At 43.8% G+C, this 15,728-nt stretch carries 17 protein-coding genes; 3 read left to right on the forward strand and 14 right to left on the reverse strand.

Annotated elements, in window-relative coordinates; translation table 11 throughout:
- Window positions 1-210: 210 nt before the first annotated feature.
- The 4 genes from C1T29_RS15515 to C1T29_RS15530 form a co-directional block, all read right to left on the reverse strand.
- Window positions 211-369, reverse strand: a complete 159-nt coding sequence (locus C1T29_RS15515; RefSeq protein WP_134975278.1) for a hypothetical protein — start codon at window positions 367-369, stop codon at window positions 211-213.
- 155 nt (window positions 370-524) lie between these two features.
- Window positions 525-674, reverse strand: a complete 150-nt coding sequence (locus tag C1T29_RS15520) for a YrzI family small protein (protein WP_004399102.1) — start codon at window positions 672-674, stop codon at window positions 525-527.
- A gap of 391 nt (window positions 675-1,065) precedes the next feature.
- Window positions 1,066-1,866, reverse strand: a complete 801-nt coding sequence (locus tag C1T29_RS15525; protein ID WP_069839591.1) for a formate/nitrite transporter family protein — start codon at window positions 1,864-1,866, stop codon at window positions 1,066-1,068.
- Window positions 1,867-2,127: 261 nt separating this feature from the next.
- Complete coding sequence (locus C1T29_RS15530) at window positions 2,128-2,496, reverse strand: Na-translocating system protein MpsC family protein (RefSeq protein WP_014664781.1); 369 nt, start codon at window positions 2,494-2,496, stop codon at window positions 2,128-2,130.
- Window positions 2,497-2,811: 315 nt separating this feature from the next.
- On the opposite strand from C1T29_RS15530, the gene fdhF reads away from it, so the two are divergent.
- Together fdhF and C1T29_RS15540 are read left to right on the forward strand one after the other, a co-directional pair.
- Window positions 2,812-5,754 (forward strand): formate dehydrogenase subunit alpha, encoded by a 2,943-nt coding sequence (gene fdhF, locus C1T29_RS15535; RefSeq protein WP_103749985.1) that lies wholly within the window; start codon window positions 2,812-2,814, stop codon window positions 5,752-5,754.
- 22 nt (window positions 5,755-5,776) lie between these two features.
- A complete protein-coding gene (locus C1T29_RS15540; RefSeq protein WP_069149961.1) occupies window positions 5,777-6,259 on the forward strand; it encodes a helical membrane plugin domain-containing protein in 483 nt (160 codons plus the stop codon).
- Between the two features lie 33 nt (window positions 6,260-6,292).
- Here the strand turns inward: C1T29_RS15540 and C1T29_RS15545 are convergent, their stop codons facing one another.
- From C1T29_RS15545 to C1T29_RS15565, 5 genes are all read right to left on the reverse strand, one after another.
- Entirely contained in the window at window positions 6,293-6,523 is a 231-nt protein-coding gene (locus C1T29_RS15545; protein ID WP_095432871.1) for a YrhC family protein, read from the reverse strand.
- An 82-nt stretch (window positions 6,524-6,605) separates the two neighbouring features.
- Complete coding sequence (locus tag C1T29_RS15550) at window positions 6,606-7,745, reverse strand: bifunctional cystathionine gamma-lyase/homocysteine desulfhydrase (RefSeq protein ID WP_095432870.1); 1,140 nt, start codon at window positions 7,743-7,745, stop codon at window positions 6,606-6,608.
- Between the two features lies 1 nt (window position 7,746).
- Window positions 7,747-8,670 carry an O-acetylserine dependent cystathionine beta-synthase gene (locus C1T29_RS15555; protein WP_103749958.1) on the reverse strand — a complete coding sequence of 308 codons (924 nt, stop codon included), beginning with the start codon at window positions 8,668-8,670 and terminating at the stop codon, window positions 7,747-7,749.
- A 61-nt stretch (window positions 8,671-8,731) separates the two neighbouring features.
- Complete coding sequence (gene mtnN, locus C1T29_RS15560; protein WP_095432338.1) at window positions 8,732-9,427, reverse strand: 5'-methylthioadenosine/S-adenosylhomocysteine nucleosidase; 696 nt, start codon at window positions 9,425-9,427, stop codon at window positions 8,732-8,734.
- A gap of 20 nt (window positions 9,428-9,447) precedes the next feature.
- Window positions 9,448-10,089, reverse strand: coding sequence for a class I SAM-dependent DNA methyltransferase (locus C1T29_RS15565; protein WP_095432339.1), 642 nt, complete (start codon window positions 10,087-10,089; stop codon window positions 9,448-9,450).
- Between the two features lie 192 nt (window positions 10,090-10,281).
- Between C1T29_RS15565 and C1T29_RS15570 the strand changes: the two genes are divergently transcribed.
- Entirely contained in the window at window positions 10,282-10,485 is a 204-nt protein-coding gene (locus C1T29_RS15570; RefSeq protein WP_014477495.1) for a YrzA family protein, read from the forward strand.
- A 36-nt stretch (window positions 10,486-10,521) separates the two neighbouring features.
- Here the strand turns inward: C1T29_RS15570 and C1T29_RS15575 are convergent, their stop codons facing one another.
- The 5 genes from C1T29_RS15575 to C1T29_RS15595 form a co-directional block, all read right to left on the reverse strand.
- Window positions 10,522-11,217: a YrrS family protein gene (locus tag C1T29_RS15575; protein WP_095432340.1), complete on the reverse strand. Its 696-nt coding sequence runs from the start codon at window positions 11,215-11,217 to the stop codon at window positions 10,522-10,524.
- Between the two features lie 64 nt (window positions 11,218-11,281).
- On the reverse strand, window positions 11,282-13,036 hold the full coding sequence (locus C1T29_RS15580; RefSeq protein WP_095432341.1) for a peptidoglycan D,D-transpeptidase FtsI family protein: 1,755 nt from the start codon (window positions 13,034-13,036) through the stop codon (window positions 11,282-11,284).
- A gap of 53 nt (window positions 13,037-13,089) precedes the next feature.
- A complete protein-coding gene (greA, locus tag C1T29_RS15585) occupies window positions 13,090-13,563 on the reverse strand; it encodes a transcription elongation factor GreA (protein ID WP_004399078.1) in 474 nt (157 codons plus the stop codon).
- 250 nt (window positions 13,564-13,813) lie between these two features.
- On the reverse strand, window positions 13,814-14,449 hold the full coding sequence (gene udk, locus C1T29_RS15590) for a uridine kinase (RefSeq protein ID WP_003225916.1): 636 nt from the start codon (window positions 14,447-14,449) through the stop codon (window positions 13,814-13,816).
- Between the two features lie 6 nt (window positions 14,450-14,455).
- A complete protein-coding gene (locus tag C1T29_RS15595; protein ID WP_003229802.1) occupies window positions 14,456-15,724 on the reverse strand; it encodes a peptidase U32 family protein in 1,269 nt (422 codons plus the stop codon).
- Between the last annotated feature and the right edge of the window lie 4 nt (window positions 15,725-15,728).

The following is a 15,728-nucleotide window of genomic DNA, read 5'->3' on the forward strand; positions in this document are numbered from 1 at the left end:
GAAATACTTTCTTCTCTCAGAAAACAACTCAGGCAACAGCGAACTTGTTTCCTGGATTAAGAAAAACGGAAAATAAACATCATCTTCTTTTCTAAAAGGGAAGGAAGGTACCAACTAGACGGCAATGTGTCTAAAAACGTTTCGATAGAACTAAACTTTTTCATTTTTCCCGCAAAAAAAGCAGAAAACAAAATGTTTTCTGCCCTCTTTCTAATGCCAATGATAAGGGAATACATACAGCCTTTGCTGCTGCATTGCCATCAGCCTCTGCTGTCGGAACGGATTTCCATAGCCATGTTTGAAGGAATGCGGCATGGACGCATAACCATGGCCAATCGACGGCAGCCTTTTTTGATCATCGTTCATGATGCCATCACCTGCCTCACAATAACGTTGATTTACTATATGCAGGCGCGCATTTTCTTGACAGCTGTTTCGCTAAACTTGGTCCTTCTCCATTGTATAATGCATCAATAATTCCATTCTAAGCATATGCCATTCCCCCTTCAGTTTTTTTATTGCTTTTAGCGCCAGTTTGTTAAATAAAGATGCTTTAACTGAGACTCCTTCATTTCATCATAAATCTGCTCAATCTGCTGTTCTCGTTCGAATTCTTCCAGGCTCTTAAACCGTTTTTTTATCGTTAACGTTAAAAAGAATAGGTTAATCGTCATATGCTCACCCCCTTTCAAAGTCCGCACCAAGCGAAATAGCCCGCAGCATCAATCCTTCTGCCGCGGGCAAATAAAAACCGCAGACAAAAGAAGACACCAATGCCTCTACTGCCTGCGGGGAGTTGCGTATGTCCGACTATTCCGAATTTAATGCGTGCGATAAGCATCGGTTAAGGAAGGACACGAACTCTTCCACAGGCTGAATAAACCATGAACTTTTCCTTGTGTATCACGTACAGGTTGACGTCGTTGTCTCATTGTCATTTTGGTTCAGCCTCCTTTGCTCTTTTTTCTTACTTTGTAAGTATATCCACCAAATTCCATTTTGTAAACATCTTTTTCTAAAAATGGACTGAAATTGTGCAAATCATCGAATGGTTTTGCCCGTTGCTCATGATACCTGCTTCATTTCTTTTCTGGAGCGGTCTTTCTTATGATATGCAATAAAATAAATGAGTCCGACAAATACAGCTCCGCCGATGACATTGCCGATAAAAGCAGGAATGATGTTTCCGATAAACTGCCCCCACGTGAACGAGCCTGCAAAAATGGCAGCAGGGATCACAAACATGTTGGCGACAACGTGCTGAAATCCGATAGCCACAAAAGCCATAATTGGGAACCAGATGCCAAGGATTTTACCTGCTGCGTCTTGGGCGCCGAAAGAAAGCCACACTGCAAGACATACAAGCCAGTTACAGCCGATGCCGGAAATGAGAACCTTTCCAAAGCTCATATCGAGTTTTCCTTGGGCAACGGCAACCGTTTTTTCTAAATAAGGACCTGTTTCAGTCAATCCAACCAAATGCCCAAAAAAGTACGCAACAAACAATGCGCCGATTAAGTTCATAACTGTGACGATTCCCCAGTTAATCGCCAACTCTTTTACTGATATTTTTCTCGAAAATAACGCCATCGCAACTGACATCATATTTCCTGTGATCAGTTCAGCGCCAGCGAGAACAACAAGGATTAGACCAACTGGAAATACTGCTGCACCGATCAAGCTGGACAGGCTTCCCCATTCTTTCGGAAGATCACCGATCACCCTGATATCAAGCAAATACCCAAGTGCGATAAATGCACCGCCTAAAAACCCCAGCACAAGCAGTGACGGCAGCGGGAGCTTTATTTTTTTCATCCCTGCTTCTATTGCTGCTTCCGCTATTTCATCCGGTTTTCGAAAAGCCATAATAAAACGCCTCCATACTTCTTCTTTTCTAACAGTTATGCAAGAAAGGCAATAAAAAAGGCAGCACTCAAATAACCTGTGTCAAACCAGGCGTTTGAATGCTGCCTAACTTGTATGCATACCCATACAACAATATCAAGCAGTATGTAAGATATTGAAAGAGAATATATACAGTTCGTGCATACATTCCATTGCTTTAGCCTTCTATAACTGTAGCAATATCATATCAAATGTGACAAATTTGTGTCAATGGCAAATATGCTAGCTTTGCACAGCTTCTTTTTGATCATCTATTTTTCGGTCAAAAACAAATACAGATACAGCGATGTTTTCCTCAATTTTAATATCAGAAAACAAATGGACTAGCTTAGCTCCCATAAGTTCCTCCATTCCTTCCGGCGTTTGTTTGGAATAAAGGTCTTGAATCAGGCTTGTCCGGGCCGCATGTACCATCTCTCTTCCTTCAGGCGTACGGGCGATAAACTGCTCGCTTGCACTCAGATTTCCGTATAGCGTTGAAACTGCCATGTTTTCTACAAATACAGTATGAATTCGCTCAGGCCCTTTTCCGAACAATTCTTTGCGAAGCTTTCGAATGATATCATTGAATTCGTGAATTTTTTTAGACATGCTGATTACCCCTTCCGATATTGCCTTATAAAGGCTTTTCCCGGTTCCCCTTAGGACATTTCACTTGGTTAAAATTTTCCTGCCATATTGTATTATAATAAATATCACTTTATAATAAAAGCAGTGTTGATGGATTTGTAATAGGATCTTGTTATGAGTCTATCGTTTTATAAAAATCAAGGATTGGTCTGTTAGTAAGACTTGCTAGTGAACTATTCCGCCATGTGTGTTTACACCTTCTTAGAATTAAGGACAGGTGTATCTATACATGGCTTTTTTTGACTTCGTGAAAGAAAGATGGAGGGGAATATGAATATGATGGACGGTAAGTCGATCAGTATCCGTGTAGACGGAACAGAAATTCAAGCACGAGCAGGGGCCACAATTTTAGATATTTTAAATGAAAACGGAATTGAATACCCGCAGATTTGCCACGTACCAGAGGTTGATCCGATTCAAACTTGTGATACTTGCATTGTAGAAGCAAATGGCAAGCTGGTTCGTTCATGCGCGACGGTCGCAGAAAACGGAATGTCAATTGATCTTTCGGGAAATCGAGTGAAAGAAGCGCAAACCGAGGCGATGGACCGCCTTCTTGAAAACCATTTGCTGTATTGTACGGTTTGCGATAACAACAATGGGAACTGTACGCTGCACAATACAGCGGAAATGATGGGGATTGAGCATCAAAAATACCCATATACGCCAAAAGAAGATCCTTCTTGCGCGGTTGATATGTCTCATCCTTTCTACCGCTATGATCCAAACCAATGTATTGCCTGCGGCCAGTGTGTTGAAGTCTGTCAAAACCTTCAGGTAAATGAAACACTCTCAATCGATTGGGAACGCGAACGCCCTCGCGTTATTTGGGATGAGGGAGTTCCAATCAATGAATCTTCTTGTGTCAGCTGCGGTCAGTGTGTCACAGTATGTCCATGTAATGCACTGATGGAAAAATCAATGCTCGGGCAGGCTGGCTTTATGACAGGCATTAAAGAGGACGTTATGGAGCCGATGATTGACCTCGTGAAAAACGTTGAACCGGGATATGGCAGCATTTTTGCCATTTCGGAAGTTGAAGCGGCAATGCGAGAAACGAGAACGAAAAAAACAAAAACTGTATGTACGTTCTGCGGTGTCGGATGTTCTTTTGAAGTATGGACAAAAGGCCGGGATATTCTAAAGATCCAGCCTGTTTCTGATGCTCCGGTTAACGCGATTTCCACATGTGTCAAAGGGAAATTCGGCTGGGATTTCGTCAATTCTGAAGAGCGGATCACAAAGCCATTAATCCGTAAAAACGGAGCTTTTGTGGAATCTTCTTGGGAAGAGGCCCTCGATCTTGTCGCAAGCAGACTAGGATCAATTAAAGAGCAGTACGGTAAAGGCTCTGTCGGGTTTATCTCTTCTTCTAAAATTACGAATGAAGAAAACTACGTCATCCAAAAGCTAGCGCGTCAGGTATTTGAAACAAACAACGTCGATAACTGTTCACGCTACTGCCAGTCTCCTGCTACAGACGGATTGTTCCGCACTGTCGGCATGGGCGGTGACGCCGGCACGATTAAAGATATCGCCAAAGCCGGTCTCGTCATCATCGTCGGCGCCAATCCGGCAGAAGGACATCCAGTGCTCGCAACACGCGTCAAACGGGCACACAAGCTCCACGGTCAAAAACTGATTGTTGCCGACCTGCGTAAAAATGAGATGGCTGAGCGATCTGATCTGTTCATCAGCCCTAAACAAGGCACAGACCAAGTTTGGCTGATGGCTGTTACGAAATATATGATCGACCAAGGCTGGCACGATCAGGCGTTTATTGATGAGAACGTCAATTACTTTGAAGATTATAAAGAAACCCTTAAAACGTATACGCTTGATTATGCAGAACGCATCACAGGCCTCTCAAAAGAAAACATCATTCAAATCGCTGAAATGATCCGTGATGCTGACGGCACTTGTGTCCTTTGGGGAATGGGTGTCACACAAAATACAGGCGGTTCTGATACATCAGCAGCCATATCAAACCTGCTTCTCGCTACGGGCAACTATCGCCGTCCGGGTGCAGGCGCTTATCCTCTGCGCGGACACAATAACGTGCAAGGCGCTTGTGATATGGGAACATTGCCTGGCTGGCTGCCGGGATATCAGCATATTACAGATGACAAAGCCCGCGCTAAATTTGAAGAGGCATATGGTGTTGAGATTGATGGAAAGCCTGGTTTAGATAATATTCAAATGCTTCATGCCATTGAAGAAGGCAAAATGAAGGCCATGTATCTTGTCGGTGAGGATATGGCATTGGTCGATTCAAACGCGAACCATGTGCATGATATTTTATCTAGCCTTGATTTCTTCGTGGTACAGGACATCTTCCTGTCAAGAACAGCTCAATATGCGGATGTCGTCTTGCCGGCCACTCCTTCACTTGAAAAAGACGGAACATTCACCAACACAGAACGCCGTGTGCAGCGATTGTATCAGGCGCTTCCGACGCTTGGTGACGCAAAGCCGGACTGGTGGATTATTCAAGAGGTGGCAAACCGTTTAGGAGCGAATTGGAATTACAGCCATCCAAGTGACATTTTCTCTGAAATGGCAAGCCTTTCTCCTCTGTTTGCCAAAGCAAGCTATGAGGTGCTAGAAGGCTGGAACAGCTTCCTATGGGGCAGCTTCACAGGTGAAAGCACACCGCTTCTGTATGAAGACGGATTTAATTTCCCTGACAAAAAAGCCCGCTTTGCCCTTTCTGATTGGACTGAGCCAGCGGCATTTCCAGAGGAATATGATCTTCATATCAATAATGGCCGTATGCTGGAGCATTTCCACGAAGGAAACATGACAAATAAATCGAAAGGCATCCAAGCTAAAGTGCCGAATGTATTCGTTGAAATCTCACCTGAGCTTGCACAAGAGCGAGGTGTTTGTGACGGTTCGCTTGTACGCCTCGTTTCTCCGTTCGGAGCAGTCAAATTGAACGCGCTGATCACAGATCGGGTACGGAAAAATGAACTCTATCTGCCAATGAACTCAACTGATAAGGAGTCAGCGATTAACTTCTTGACGGGACCTGCAGCTGATAAACGGACGAACACGCCTGCTTATAAACAGACAAAGGTCCGCATGGAAGTGCTTGGCGGCTGTGAAACAGCGCCGCTTCCGAAAACAAATCCGCGCAACAAAAAACGGCACCCGCAAAACGGAGTCGAAGCAGAAAGAAAATGGAACCGCCCGGGCTATGTCCATCTGACTGACTGATTAACCGATAGGAGGAAAACGAATGGCCACTCCCATTACGACGATCAAAAAAGAAACAAAAACAGCCGAGCAAATGAAGCTTGAAAAAATAGAAGAACTGAAAGAGCTGCTGGCGGAAAACGAGGACGCCGTCTCTAAAACGATGACGATTATGAATGAACTCAATGATCTTGGAATTTTTGACGCGGCAACAAGCATGCTCAGAGCGAAGGAAGACATTGCCAAGATTGCGCTTGGCCAGGTTTCCCGTGAGCCTGTCACCAACCTCATCAACACGATGATGGCCGCCGGAGGCGCATTGACAAAAGCCGACCCTGAGTTTACAGCAAAGCTTTTAGAAAGCGTAATGGCTGGGACTGAACAGGCACAAAGCTTTTTAAAAGAAGACAAGAAAGTCGGGATTCTCGACCTGTTAAAAGCAATGAACGATCCTGACATCAACAGAGCCGTCGGCTTCGGCCTTCAGTTTTTAAAAGGCATGGGAAAAGAACTTCGAGAAAAATAACAAAAAAACAGCCATCGCGATGATGGCTGTTTTTTATTCGTCGGCTTCTTCCAAACGCTTCTTGTAAATAAGTGAACGGTCAGCGCAAAAGAAGGCACCGGCTAAAAATACGCAATCCGCTAAAAACATAGTCGATTTCTGGCCTAATGTTAAGCCTTGATCAGGGAGAACTGCGCCTATATATAAAAAAGTACTGACTGCAAGCAATGTAAAAGCAAAATGCTTGTAGTCTTCTTTTAAAGATTTTATTCTATTTTTATTCAAAAGAATCACCTGCCAGATTCATAGTATACGACTATTATAATATAATCCGGCGGCTTACAGAGAAAGTAATTCTATCCATTTGTTATATATTTTCAAGCGCTCGGCCGATATCTTCCACCAAATCTTCCGCATCTTCAATTCCCACAGAAATTCTGATCAACCCGTCCGTAATGCCGAGCTCAAGCCGGCGTTCTCTCGGAATAGAGGCATGTGTCATTCTAGCCGGAACAGAAATTAAGCTTTCAACCGCCCCCAAGCTTTCAGCAATGGTAAACAGTTTCAGATTTCCTAAAAACGCATCTACCCGTTCTTCACTGCCGATATCAAAGGAGATCATGCCGCCGAAGCCAGATCCTTGCGTTTTTGCAAGCTCATGTCCGGGATGATTTGAAGAACCGGGATAATATAACGTTTGGACAGCAGGGTGATTCTCAAGAAAGCTTGCGATTTTCCGCGCATTTTGATCAATCGCTTCCATTCTGAGACCCAACGTTTTGATTCCTCTCATCAAAAGCCAGGAATCTTGAGGGCCGAGCACACCGCCTGTGGAGTTTTGCACAAAATGCAGCTCTTCTCCAAGCTCTTTCGAGGCTGTTACAACTAAACCTCCGACGACATCACTGTGTCCGCCAAGATATTTTGTCGCACTATGAAGCACGATATCAGCGCCTAAAGTAAGCGGCTGCTGAAAATAAGGCGTGTTAAAGGTATTGTCTACGATAAGCAGAACTCCTGATTTTTTTGCGATATCCGCCATGAGCGTCAAGTCGGTGATTTTGAGCAACGGGTTTGTCGGTGTCTCAATATAAATGGCTCTTGTGTTAGGACGAATTGCTTTTTCAACTTCTTCTCTGCTGCTCGTATCGACAAATGTTGATTCAATGCCAAGACGGTTAAGCACCTTTGTCATCACGCGGTATGTTCCGCCGTACACATCATCAGTCAACACGACATGATCTCCGCTGTTAAACAGCATCATAACTGCTGTAATGGCAGCCATTCCTGAGCTGAAGGCATAACCTGCTTCCCCGCCTTCCAGTTCTGTCACAAGTGCTTCGAGAGCGGTTCGAGTCGGATTGGCCGTTCTTGAATACTCGTAGCCTGTATGCTGCCCTGCTTTCGGCTGCTTGTACGTGCTTACTTGATAAATGGGCACGGAAACTGCGCCTGTTTTCTCATCACCTGTGATTCCGCCATGTATCATCATTGTTTTTTTCTTCATATCAGATGCCTCCTTCGTATATTTGTTTGCTGATATATCGATCGCTGCTGTCAGGAAGTACAGTAACAATGTTAGTTCCCGCGGATGCTTTTTTCGCTTCCTCCAATGCTGCATAAAGCGCTGCACCTGAAGAGCTTCCGATCAGCAGGCCTTCTTTTTCTGCCGCTTCTTTCACAAGTCTAAACGCATTCTCATCTGTTACGGTGTAGATCTCGTCAAAGTGATTCTTATTCATATAATCGGGGATGAACTCCATGCCGATGCCCTCAGTTTTATGAGCATGAGGCTCTCCTCCGTTTAAAATCGAACCCTCCGGTTCAACAATCACCGTTTTGACTGCTGGATTTTTTTCTTTCAAGTAGGAAGCTGTTCCTGCAAACGTGCCCCCTGATCCTGCCCCGGCGACAAACGTATGAATATTCCCGTCAAGCGCTTCCCATATTTCAGGTCCAAGCGTCTTATAGTAAGTCGATGGATTTACTCGGTTTTTAAATTGCAAAACACAATAAGAATTTTCAATCTCAGTCTCCAGCTGCATGGCTTTTTGAATGGCGCCCTGCATTCCGTCCTCACGCGGGGTATAAATGATTGATGCTCCAAGCGCCTGCATAATTTGCTGTTTCTCTGTGCTGAAATGTTCCGGGACACAGAAAATCGCTTTCAACCCATATTTTCTGGCACTTAGCGCAAGGCCGATCCCTGTATTGCCTGCCGTCGCTTCTATAATCACTCCGCCGGGCTTCACCTTGCCTGAATCGAGCGCGTCACGAATCAGCATATCTCCCAGTCTGTCTTTGATGCTTCCGCCGGGATTCATCATTTCAAGCTTGGCATACACCGCGACTCCTTCTGGAACATCAAAGTTCTTTAAGCGGAGAAGCGGTGTATTCCCAATCAGCTCGGTAATGTCCGTAATCACTGTCATGTATGTCCTCCTCCTTATTAGAGGTTGTTTTTAGAAAAACGGAGGAGAACATGCCTCCGTTTTAATGAATTCGTTTGATCACCTTTAACACAAGCTCTGTTGAATTGACAGCCGCCTGCTCTAAAAATTGGTCAAATGAAACATGTGATTCTTTTCCTGCGATATCTGATAACGCTCTGATGACGACAAACGGCGTTTTAAATTGATGGCACACCTGAGCCACTGCCGCAGCCTCCATTTCAACCGCGTATAGATCAGAAAATCTCGCACGCACCTCTTCAACCCGCTTCGGATCGTTCATAAAAGAATCGCCTGTTGCAATCGTTCCTTTTGCAACCTGAATGCCGTCGAGTTCGGAAACCGCTTCTTCCGTGATGCTGATCAGCTTTTCATCCGCCGAATAAGCAGCCGGAAGACCTGGCACTTGCCCGTATTCATAGTCAAAAGCCGTTACGTCTACATCATGGTGGCGAACGTCAGTGGAAATGACGACATCTCCTACATTCAATGTATGATGAAATCCGCCCGCTGAGCCTGTGTTAATCACATAATCAGGCTTGTAACGGTCAAGCAAAAGCGTCGTGCTGATAGCAGCATTCACTTTTCCAATTCCTGATTTTAGAAGAATTACTTCAGTTCCTTCATATTTGCCAGTTGTAAATTCACAGTGTGCGATTGTTTCTGTTTTTGCATTTTCAAGTTTGTTTCTTAGGATGGTAACTTCCTCTTCCATTGCTCCGATGACTGCTAGTTTCATCTATTCACATTCCCTTCATTTTACCGTTTGATCGCCTCCATTATCCACACGAAGTCGTTTTGCTGAGAGAATCGGACTGCAAAACTTTCAGCTGTAAACATCTCTTTCAACGCATCCAATGTAGGATAATGTTCTGTCTCTAAATCATTTGCAAGCTGATAGAAGCCTTGAGAACGGGCTTTATCGATAGCCTGTTGATACGCTTGCGCATCTTCAAAGACGGTATCGGCAAACACTATTTTATCATGCAAATGAAGGTATTTGCCATATTGCTTTATGGCGGCCCGCTTTTCTTCGTCGGTTAAATGATGAAAAGCGTATGAACTGACAATGGTATCAGCCTGAAATGGCGGCTTAGGGAATGTCAAGAAGTCTCCGTCTACGATTTCCGTTCTGCCTGAAAGCTTGTCAGAAGCCAGTTTACGCATTGCTGGAGAAGGTTCGATTCCAAATACAGTTTTGCCCGCATCAAGCAGCTTTGCTGTCAAATTCCCGGTCCCCGGGCCAAATTCTAACACGTGCATTCCAGATTTGCTGACGATGGCATCAAGGATATGATCGTAGCCTCTGAACGCTTCTTTATACTGAATATCAAAACCTTGTACTGTTTGATCATAAGTTGCTGCCCAATCTTCAAAGAGAGGGATAAATTCACGTCCCATATTTGTCACACTCCATATTTAATAATTCCTATAAGTATACTATGAATTAACGATGGAACAGTTCCTATCATACCACATCTTCTGAAAAGCAGGTACTAAAACACTTTGTGTATTTTATGCCATCTCATATTGCGCAACGACTGCAAAAAAGCTTATACTTCATATGACTTGTGAAAGCTGGAGGGTCAAGACATGAATTTTCAATTAGATCTGATTAAAGACAAAGTGGAATTTTTTGAAGCGGCTTCATTGCAGGAGCTTGAAAAGAAAATCAATACACAAATTGAAAACAATAAAGCCATCATGCTCCGGGTGAAATCTGTTTCACACCAAACTGCTGTGGCAGAAGGAAGAATATTGTATAGCGCGGTGGTTCATTTCGCAGCAGAAGCCTAAAACAAAAGCAGCCGGTTGTAACCCGGCTGCTTTTGTTTATTTTAGCTTTTCTACTTTTGTCGGCTTCCAGCCTTTTTTATCAACCCATGTAATCGTGACTTGATATTTATTCCCAGTCGCCTTGTCTAAAATCTTGCCTTTGGCATCCTGAGGGCTGCCGTTATTTCCAAGCCAGAGCACCGTCATGTTATCTGTTGAGACACCGGTTGCATATGAAATGGCTTTTAGCATCTCAGCCCAGTCTTGTGAGCTTGAATCATAAGTAGCGGCATGCTCGCCTGTCTGCTCAGTTCCGACTGCTTTCCAGTCAGAATTTTCATACGTTTTTTCCACATCGCTTGATGAGCCGCCTTCTGTAACTTTTGCATCTTTAAGCCCGTCACCTGCTGAATCTGAGTCAGAGTCATCTTTTTTAGAAGAAGAATCATCTTTTTTGGAATCTGAATCAGAATCTGAAGACTTCTCAGAATCCTTTTCGCTGTCAGAAATATCTTTCTTGCTGTCTTTTATATCCTCATCCGATTTCTTTTCCGTCTTTCCTGAAGCCGGAGATTCTTGTTTTTGTGTCGTTTCAGAATCCTTGCTGACATCTTTGCTAGAAGGACTGTTAATGAAGAGATTCGCTGCTACTACGACAATTAGTATGGATACGATTGCGATTAAAATGTTAAGCACTAAATTGGCTTTTCTGCGCTTATCACGGTTTTCATAACGAGATTGATTATTGCTCAATAATTCTGCACTCCTTTATCCCTCTTGGCTCAGCATATATTTTAACATGTGCTGAGAAGTTGTTCTATTTCTGATTGATTTCAATTTCGTGTACTTTTTTAACAATATCATAAAACACTGAATTTGTCAGAGCCTTATCTCCCGGTGTATCCATGTGTAAAACAACAAGAGCGTATTTCGGCTTATCCGCGGGAAAGTATCCGGCAAACCATTTTTCATAAAGCGTTTCTTTCTCTTTTGAAAGCTTGCCTGTCTGGGCTGTGCCCGACTTCCCTGCTACAGTATACGGAAGGTCTTGAAACCTTCTGCCCGTTCCGGAAGGAGATTCTACCACCCGCCGCAGCATTTTTTGAAGCTGCTGTGACGTATATTTGTCTATCGTTTCTCCTTTAAGCTTCTGATCTTTAAACGTAACGAGCGTTGTGCCATTCTTATACTCAATTTGTTCGGCAATTTTCACCTGCCGTTTTTCTCCGCCGCGGGCGATTGTCGCCATCATATTGGCTACCTCGAGCGGCGTTACCTTTACATTTTTCTGTCCAATCGCTGTTTGCGCAATGGCTTTTTTGACTAATTTGTCTTTTTCATCCCCCCATATCACGCCGCTTTTTTCGTTATAGAACTGGCGGAAATCGGATTCGTGGTACAGTTTTCCCTCCCAGCCTGCCCGATCAGTGAGAGCGAGCTTCTCAGACATATCTTCAATAACCGAGCTGTCTTTTTTCATTAATTGTTCTGCAAGACTCGTAAATGTGTAATTGCAGCTTTGGGCAAAACTTTCATCAAAAGACAAGGTTCCTTTGTCGTCCCCCGGTTCCCCGTACAGGTTTAAATTGCAATTAAAGGTTTGGCTCGGCTTCACCGTATTATTTTCGATTGCTGCCGCTGCAATAACTGTTTTAAAAACTGATCCGGGATAGATTGGCATCAGCATATAATTTTGAAGTGTGTTTTGCCGGGACACATCCGCATTAGGTTTGCTTACAATACCCAAAACGCTGCTATTTTCGATGTCCAGCAGCACAGCTCCTCCTTTTTTCAGCCCCTGTTCATCCAATACCTCCTCCATCGCTTTTTGAATGCTTTGATCGATCGTTGTTTTGACCTGGAGCGGATAAAATGTATTGGCTTCAGCTGTATATTTGACGTCCATGCCAAACAAAGGGTTTCCCTTTCCGTCCACATGATATAAAAGCTTTGTGTCTTGTTCCGGAAGCAAAAATTCATCAAATGTCCGTTCTAAACCGGTTGTTCCAATTTCTGTCGTAATCGGTAGGTTCTCCTTGTCAGGATATTTCTTTCGGAGCAGTGCCGGATCTTGATTCGTGCTCCCTATCGTATGTGAAGCAAGGCTTGGCTTGTCTTCATTCTCCATATATACGCCGTAAATGCCGGGATATTTCAAAGAATTGATTTTTGTGATAGATTGTTTTGAAAGTGTTTTGATTTTCTTTTGCTGCAAAATGACCGGTTTTTTTGCCTTACCTAGTGTCTGGCGCAAATCGTCTTCAGACATGCCGAGGATGTCCGCAACTTTTTTGATCGGCCAATCCTGTGTCAGCAGAAAAGGGAACAAAACAACCGCAGGCTCGCTTTGGCCTGTGAGCGCCCGCCCGTTCCGATCTAAAAAAGAGCCTCTTCCATCTGAAATAAGCACTTCCTCCGTCCGCTGTTTCACACTTTCTTGAATCAAATTGATTTTCTTTTTAGAAAATGATTCTGTGAAGAACAGCTGGATTTCTGCAAGCCTCAGCAGAAGCAGAAAAAATACAATCAAAAAAGCGATGACTGCCAGCTTCATTCGTTTCGATATCTTCATAAAAAAACACCTCACCCACATTGTGGACGAGGTGTTTCGCTGCTAAACAGATATTATGAAATTTTCACAATTTTCACGAGCATTTCTCCGCCCGGTGTTTGAACTGTGACTTCTTCGTCTACTTTTTTGCCTAAAAGGCTTTTTGCGATCGGTGAATCGTTTGAGATTTTCCCTTCAAACGGATCAGCTTCAGCGCTTCCGACGATCGTATATGATTCTTCATCACCGTCAGGCAGTTCGACGAAAGTGACGGTTTTACCCAAGCCGACTACGTTAGAGCCGCCGTCATCTTCAATGATTTTCGCATTGCGAATCATATTTTCAAGAGTCGTCACGCGGCCTTCTACAAATGCCTGCTCTTCTTTCGCTGAATCGTATTCAGAGTTCTCGGAAAGGTCTCCGAAGCTTCTCGCAATTTTGATGCGCTCTACTACTTCTTTTCGTTTAACCGTTTTCAAATATTCTAATTCTTGTTCAAGTTTCTGTTTTCCTTCTGCAGTCATAGGAAAAACTTTCTCTTGTGCCATGTCCCTTCACTCCTTCTGGTTGTCCCTCAACATCTTCGATTATGTATGAGAGCATAAACTAAAAAATACAAGAATGAGAACACAGGGCAGTCCTCGTTCTTCTCTCCCATATAGGTACTGTTTATCTTAAACTGAATCTTGTCGTTCTGCAAATATTTCGCGTTTATAAACAGGGAAAGAAGGGAATTCGCACATTCCCTTCCTGCCTATACATAATATGGTCAGAGTTATTTATGTCTATGCTATGGTATTACAAAATCGCGTTTTGTTCAAGAATGGTTTGAATTTTTGTGACCATCAGATCAATTGCGACGTGATTCTGTCCGCCTTCCGGGATAATAATATCAGCGTATCGTTTTGTCGGCTCGACGAATTGGTTATGCATCGGGCGGACCACTGACACATATTGTTCAATGACAGAATCAATAGAGCGTCCGCGCTCATTAATATCTCTCATAATCCGTCTGATGATACGCAAGTCAGCGTCCGTATCAACGTAAAGCTTGATATCCATCAGATCACGAAGCCTTTTGTCTTCAAGCACAAGAATGCCTTCAAGGATAATAACATCCTTTGGCTCTACGTGAACCGTTTCTTCTGAACGTGTGTGCAGCTTATAATCATAGATCGGCTTTTCAATCGGGCGATAATTCAATAGATCCTGAATATGCTCGATTAAATAGTCATTATCAAACGCAAGCGGATGATCATAGTTTGTGTTCAGCCTTTCTTCAAACGGAAGATGGCTTTGGTCTTTATAATAAAGGTCCTGCTGGATCATTAAAATCGAGTGTCCTTTAAATTGTTCATAAATGGACCGTGTGACACTCGTTTTTCCTGAACCGGAACCTCCTGCGATTCCAATGACTACTGGATTCTTACCCATGGGCTGTTACTTCCCCTTTCTCATCATGTTGCTCGGATAAATCTTTTTGTCTAGTTTGAATTTGACAATTTGCAGGGGATGGCGGGCAGCATCTAGCTCATTTCCGTCTTCGTCCCAAATGGTTTCAATCGTATGTGTAAAGTTTTCGATTTCCGGACCGAAAAATTCCACTTCGTCGCCTTTTTTGAAGAAATTGCGCTGCTGAAGCGTGACCATTTGTGTGTCTTCATCATAATTCAGCACTAAGCCGACAAAATCATATGTCGTTTTTTTGGCGTGCTCGCCGAACATTTGCTCTTCATAGCCTGGCGTTCCTTCAAAGAAAGCTGTCGCAGTGTCCCGGTTGGCGCACTTATCGAGCTCTTCAAGCCATTCTTTTTGAATCACAAAGTTTTCTGGATCAGCGCAATAAGCATCGATTACTTTGCGGTATACGCTGACAACAGTTGCTACATAGTGAATAGATTTCATGCGGCCTTCAATCTTTAAGCTGTCTATTCCCATTTCAATCATTTTCGGAATGGATTCAATCAGTTTCAAATCTTTCGGGCTCATCGCAAATGGTGCATCTTCTTCACCATACAAAGCAACGGCGTTAGCACCGTCTGTTTGGTAGAGATCATAATCCCAGCGGCATGACTGGCAGCAGCCTCCACGGTTGGAATCCCGCGCTGTCATGTGATTGCTCAGCACACAGCGGCCGGAATATGCAATACACATTGCGCCGTGAATGAAGGATTCGATTTCGATATCTACCTTTTCTTTCATTTCTCTGATTTCAAGAGCGCTTGTTTCACGTGCCAGCACGACGCGGTCAAGACCTTCTTCCTTCCAGAACTGGACAGCCTTCCAGTTTGAAAGAGACTGCTGTGTGCTCAAGTGAACCTCAACATTCGGCGCCACTCTGCGGCATGTTTCGATAATAAGCGGATCCGCCACAATGATGCCGGCAACGTTGGCATCTCCAAGCGCTTTTAGATAGTCTTCAAGCCCGTCCATGTTTTCATTATGAGCGAAAATATTCGTTGTTACATAGATCTTCGCGCCATATTTCTTTGCGAATTCAACGCCTTCTGCAATTTCTTCGATCGTAAAGTTATCGGCATTCGAGCGCAGCCCGTATTCCTGTCCTCCGATAAAGACCGCGTCCGCTCCGTAATGAACAGCGATTTTCAGCTTTTCAAGATTACCCGCAGGTGCGAGAAGCTCCGGCTTTTTCGTAATCACACGCTTACCATTGACGATTGTGGATATTTTATCATTTACGGCAGTCATAGCT

Source organism: Bacillus sp. MBGLi79, from assembly GCF_002953915.1.

Bases quoted from the DNA above. Each gene is read 5' to 3' on its own strand.
- C1T29_RS15520 (WP_004399102.1), bottom strand. From the start codon at position 674: ATGACGATTAACCTATTCTTTTTAACGTTAACGATAAAAAAACGGTTT.
- C1T29_RS15525 (WP_069839591.1), bottom strand. From the start codon at position 1,866: ATGGCTTTTCGAAAACCGGATGAAATAGCGGAAGCAGCAATAGAAGCA.
- C1T29_RS15530 (WP_014664781.1), bottom strand. From the start codon at position 2,496: ATGTCTAAAAAAATTCACGAATTCAATGATATCATTCGAAAGCTTCGC.
- fdhF (WP_103749985.1), top strand. From the start codon at position 2,812: ATGATGGACGGTAAGTCGATCAGTATCCGTGTAGACGGAACAGAAATT.
- C1T29_RS15540 (WP_069149961.1), top strand. From the start codon at position 5,777: ATGGCCACTCCCATTACGACGATCAAAAAAGAAACAAAAACAGCCGAG.
- C1T29_RS15550 (WP_095432870.1), bottom strand. From the start codon at position 7,745: ATGAAGAAAAAAACAATGATGATACATGGCGGAATCACAGGTGATGAG.
- C1T29_RS15555 (WP_103749958.1), bottom strand. From the start codon at position 8,670: ATGACAGTGATTACGGACATTACCGAGCTGATTGGGAATACACCGCTT.
- mtnN (WP_095432338.1), bottom strand. From the start codon at position 9,427: ATGAAACTAGCAGTCATCGGAGCAATGGAAGAGGAAGTTACCATCCTA.
- C1T29_RS15565 (WP_095432339.1), bottom strand. From the start codon at position 10,089: ATGGGACGTGAATTTATCCCTCTCTTTGAAGATTGGGCAGCAACTTAT.
- C1T29_RS15570 (WP_014477495.1), top strand. From the start codon at position 10,282: ATGAATTTTCAATTAGATCTGATTAAAGACAAAGTGGAATTTTTTGAA.
- C1T29_RS15580 (WP_095432341.1), bottom strand. From the start codon at position 13,036: ATGAAGATATCGAAACGAATGAAGCTGGCAGTCATCGCTTTTTTGATT.
- greA (WP_004399078.1), bottom strand. From the start codon at position 13,563: ATGGCACAAGAGAAAGTTTTTCCTATGACTGCAGAAGGAAAACAGAAA.
- udk (WP_003225916.1), bottom strand. From the start codon at position 14,449: ATGGGTAAGAATCCAGTAGTCATTGGAATCGCAGGAGGTTCCGGTTCA.
- C1T29_RS15595 (WP_003229802.1), bottom strand. From the start codon at position 15,724: ATGACTGCCGTAAATGATAAAATATCCACAATCGTCAATGGTAAGCGT.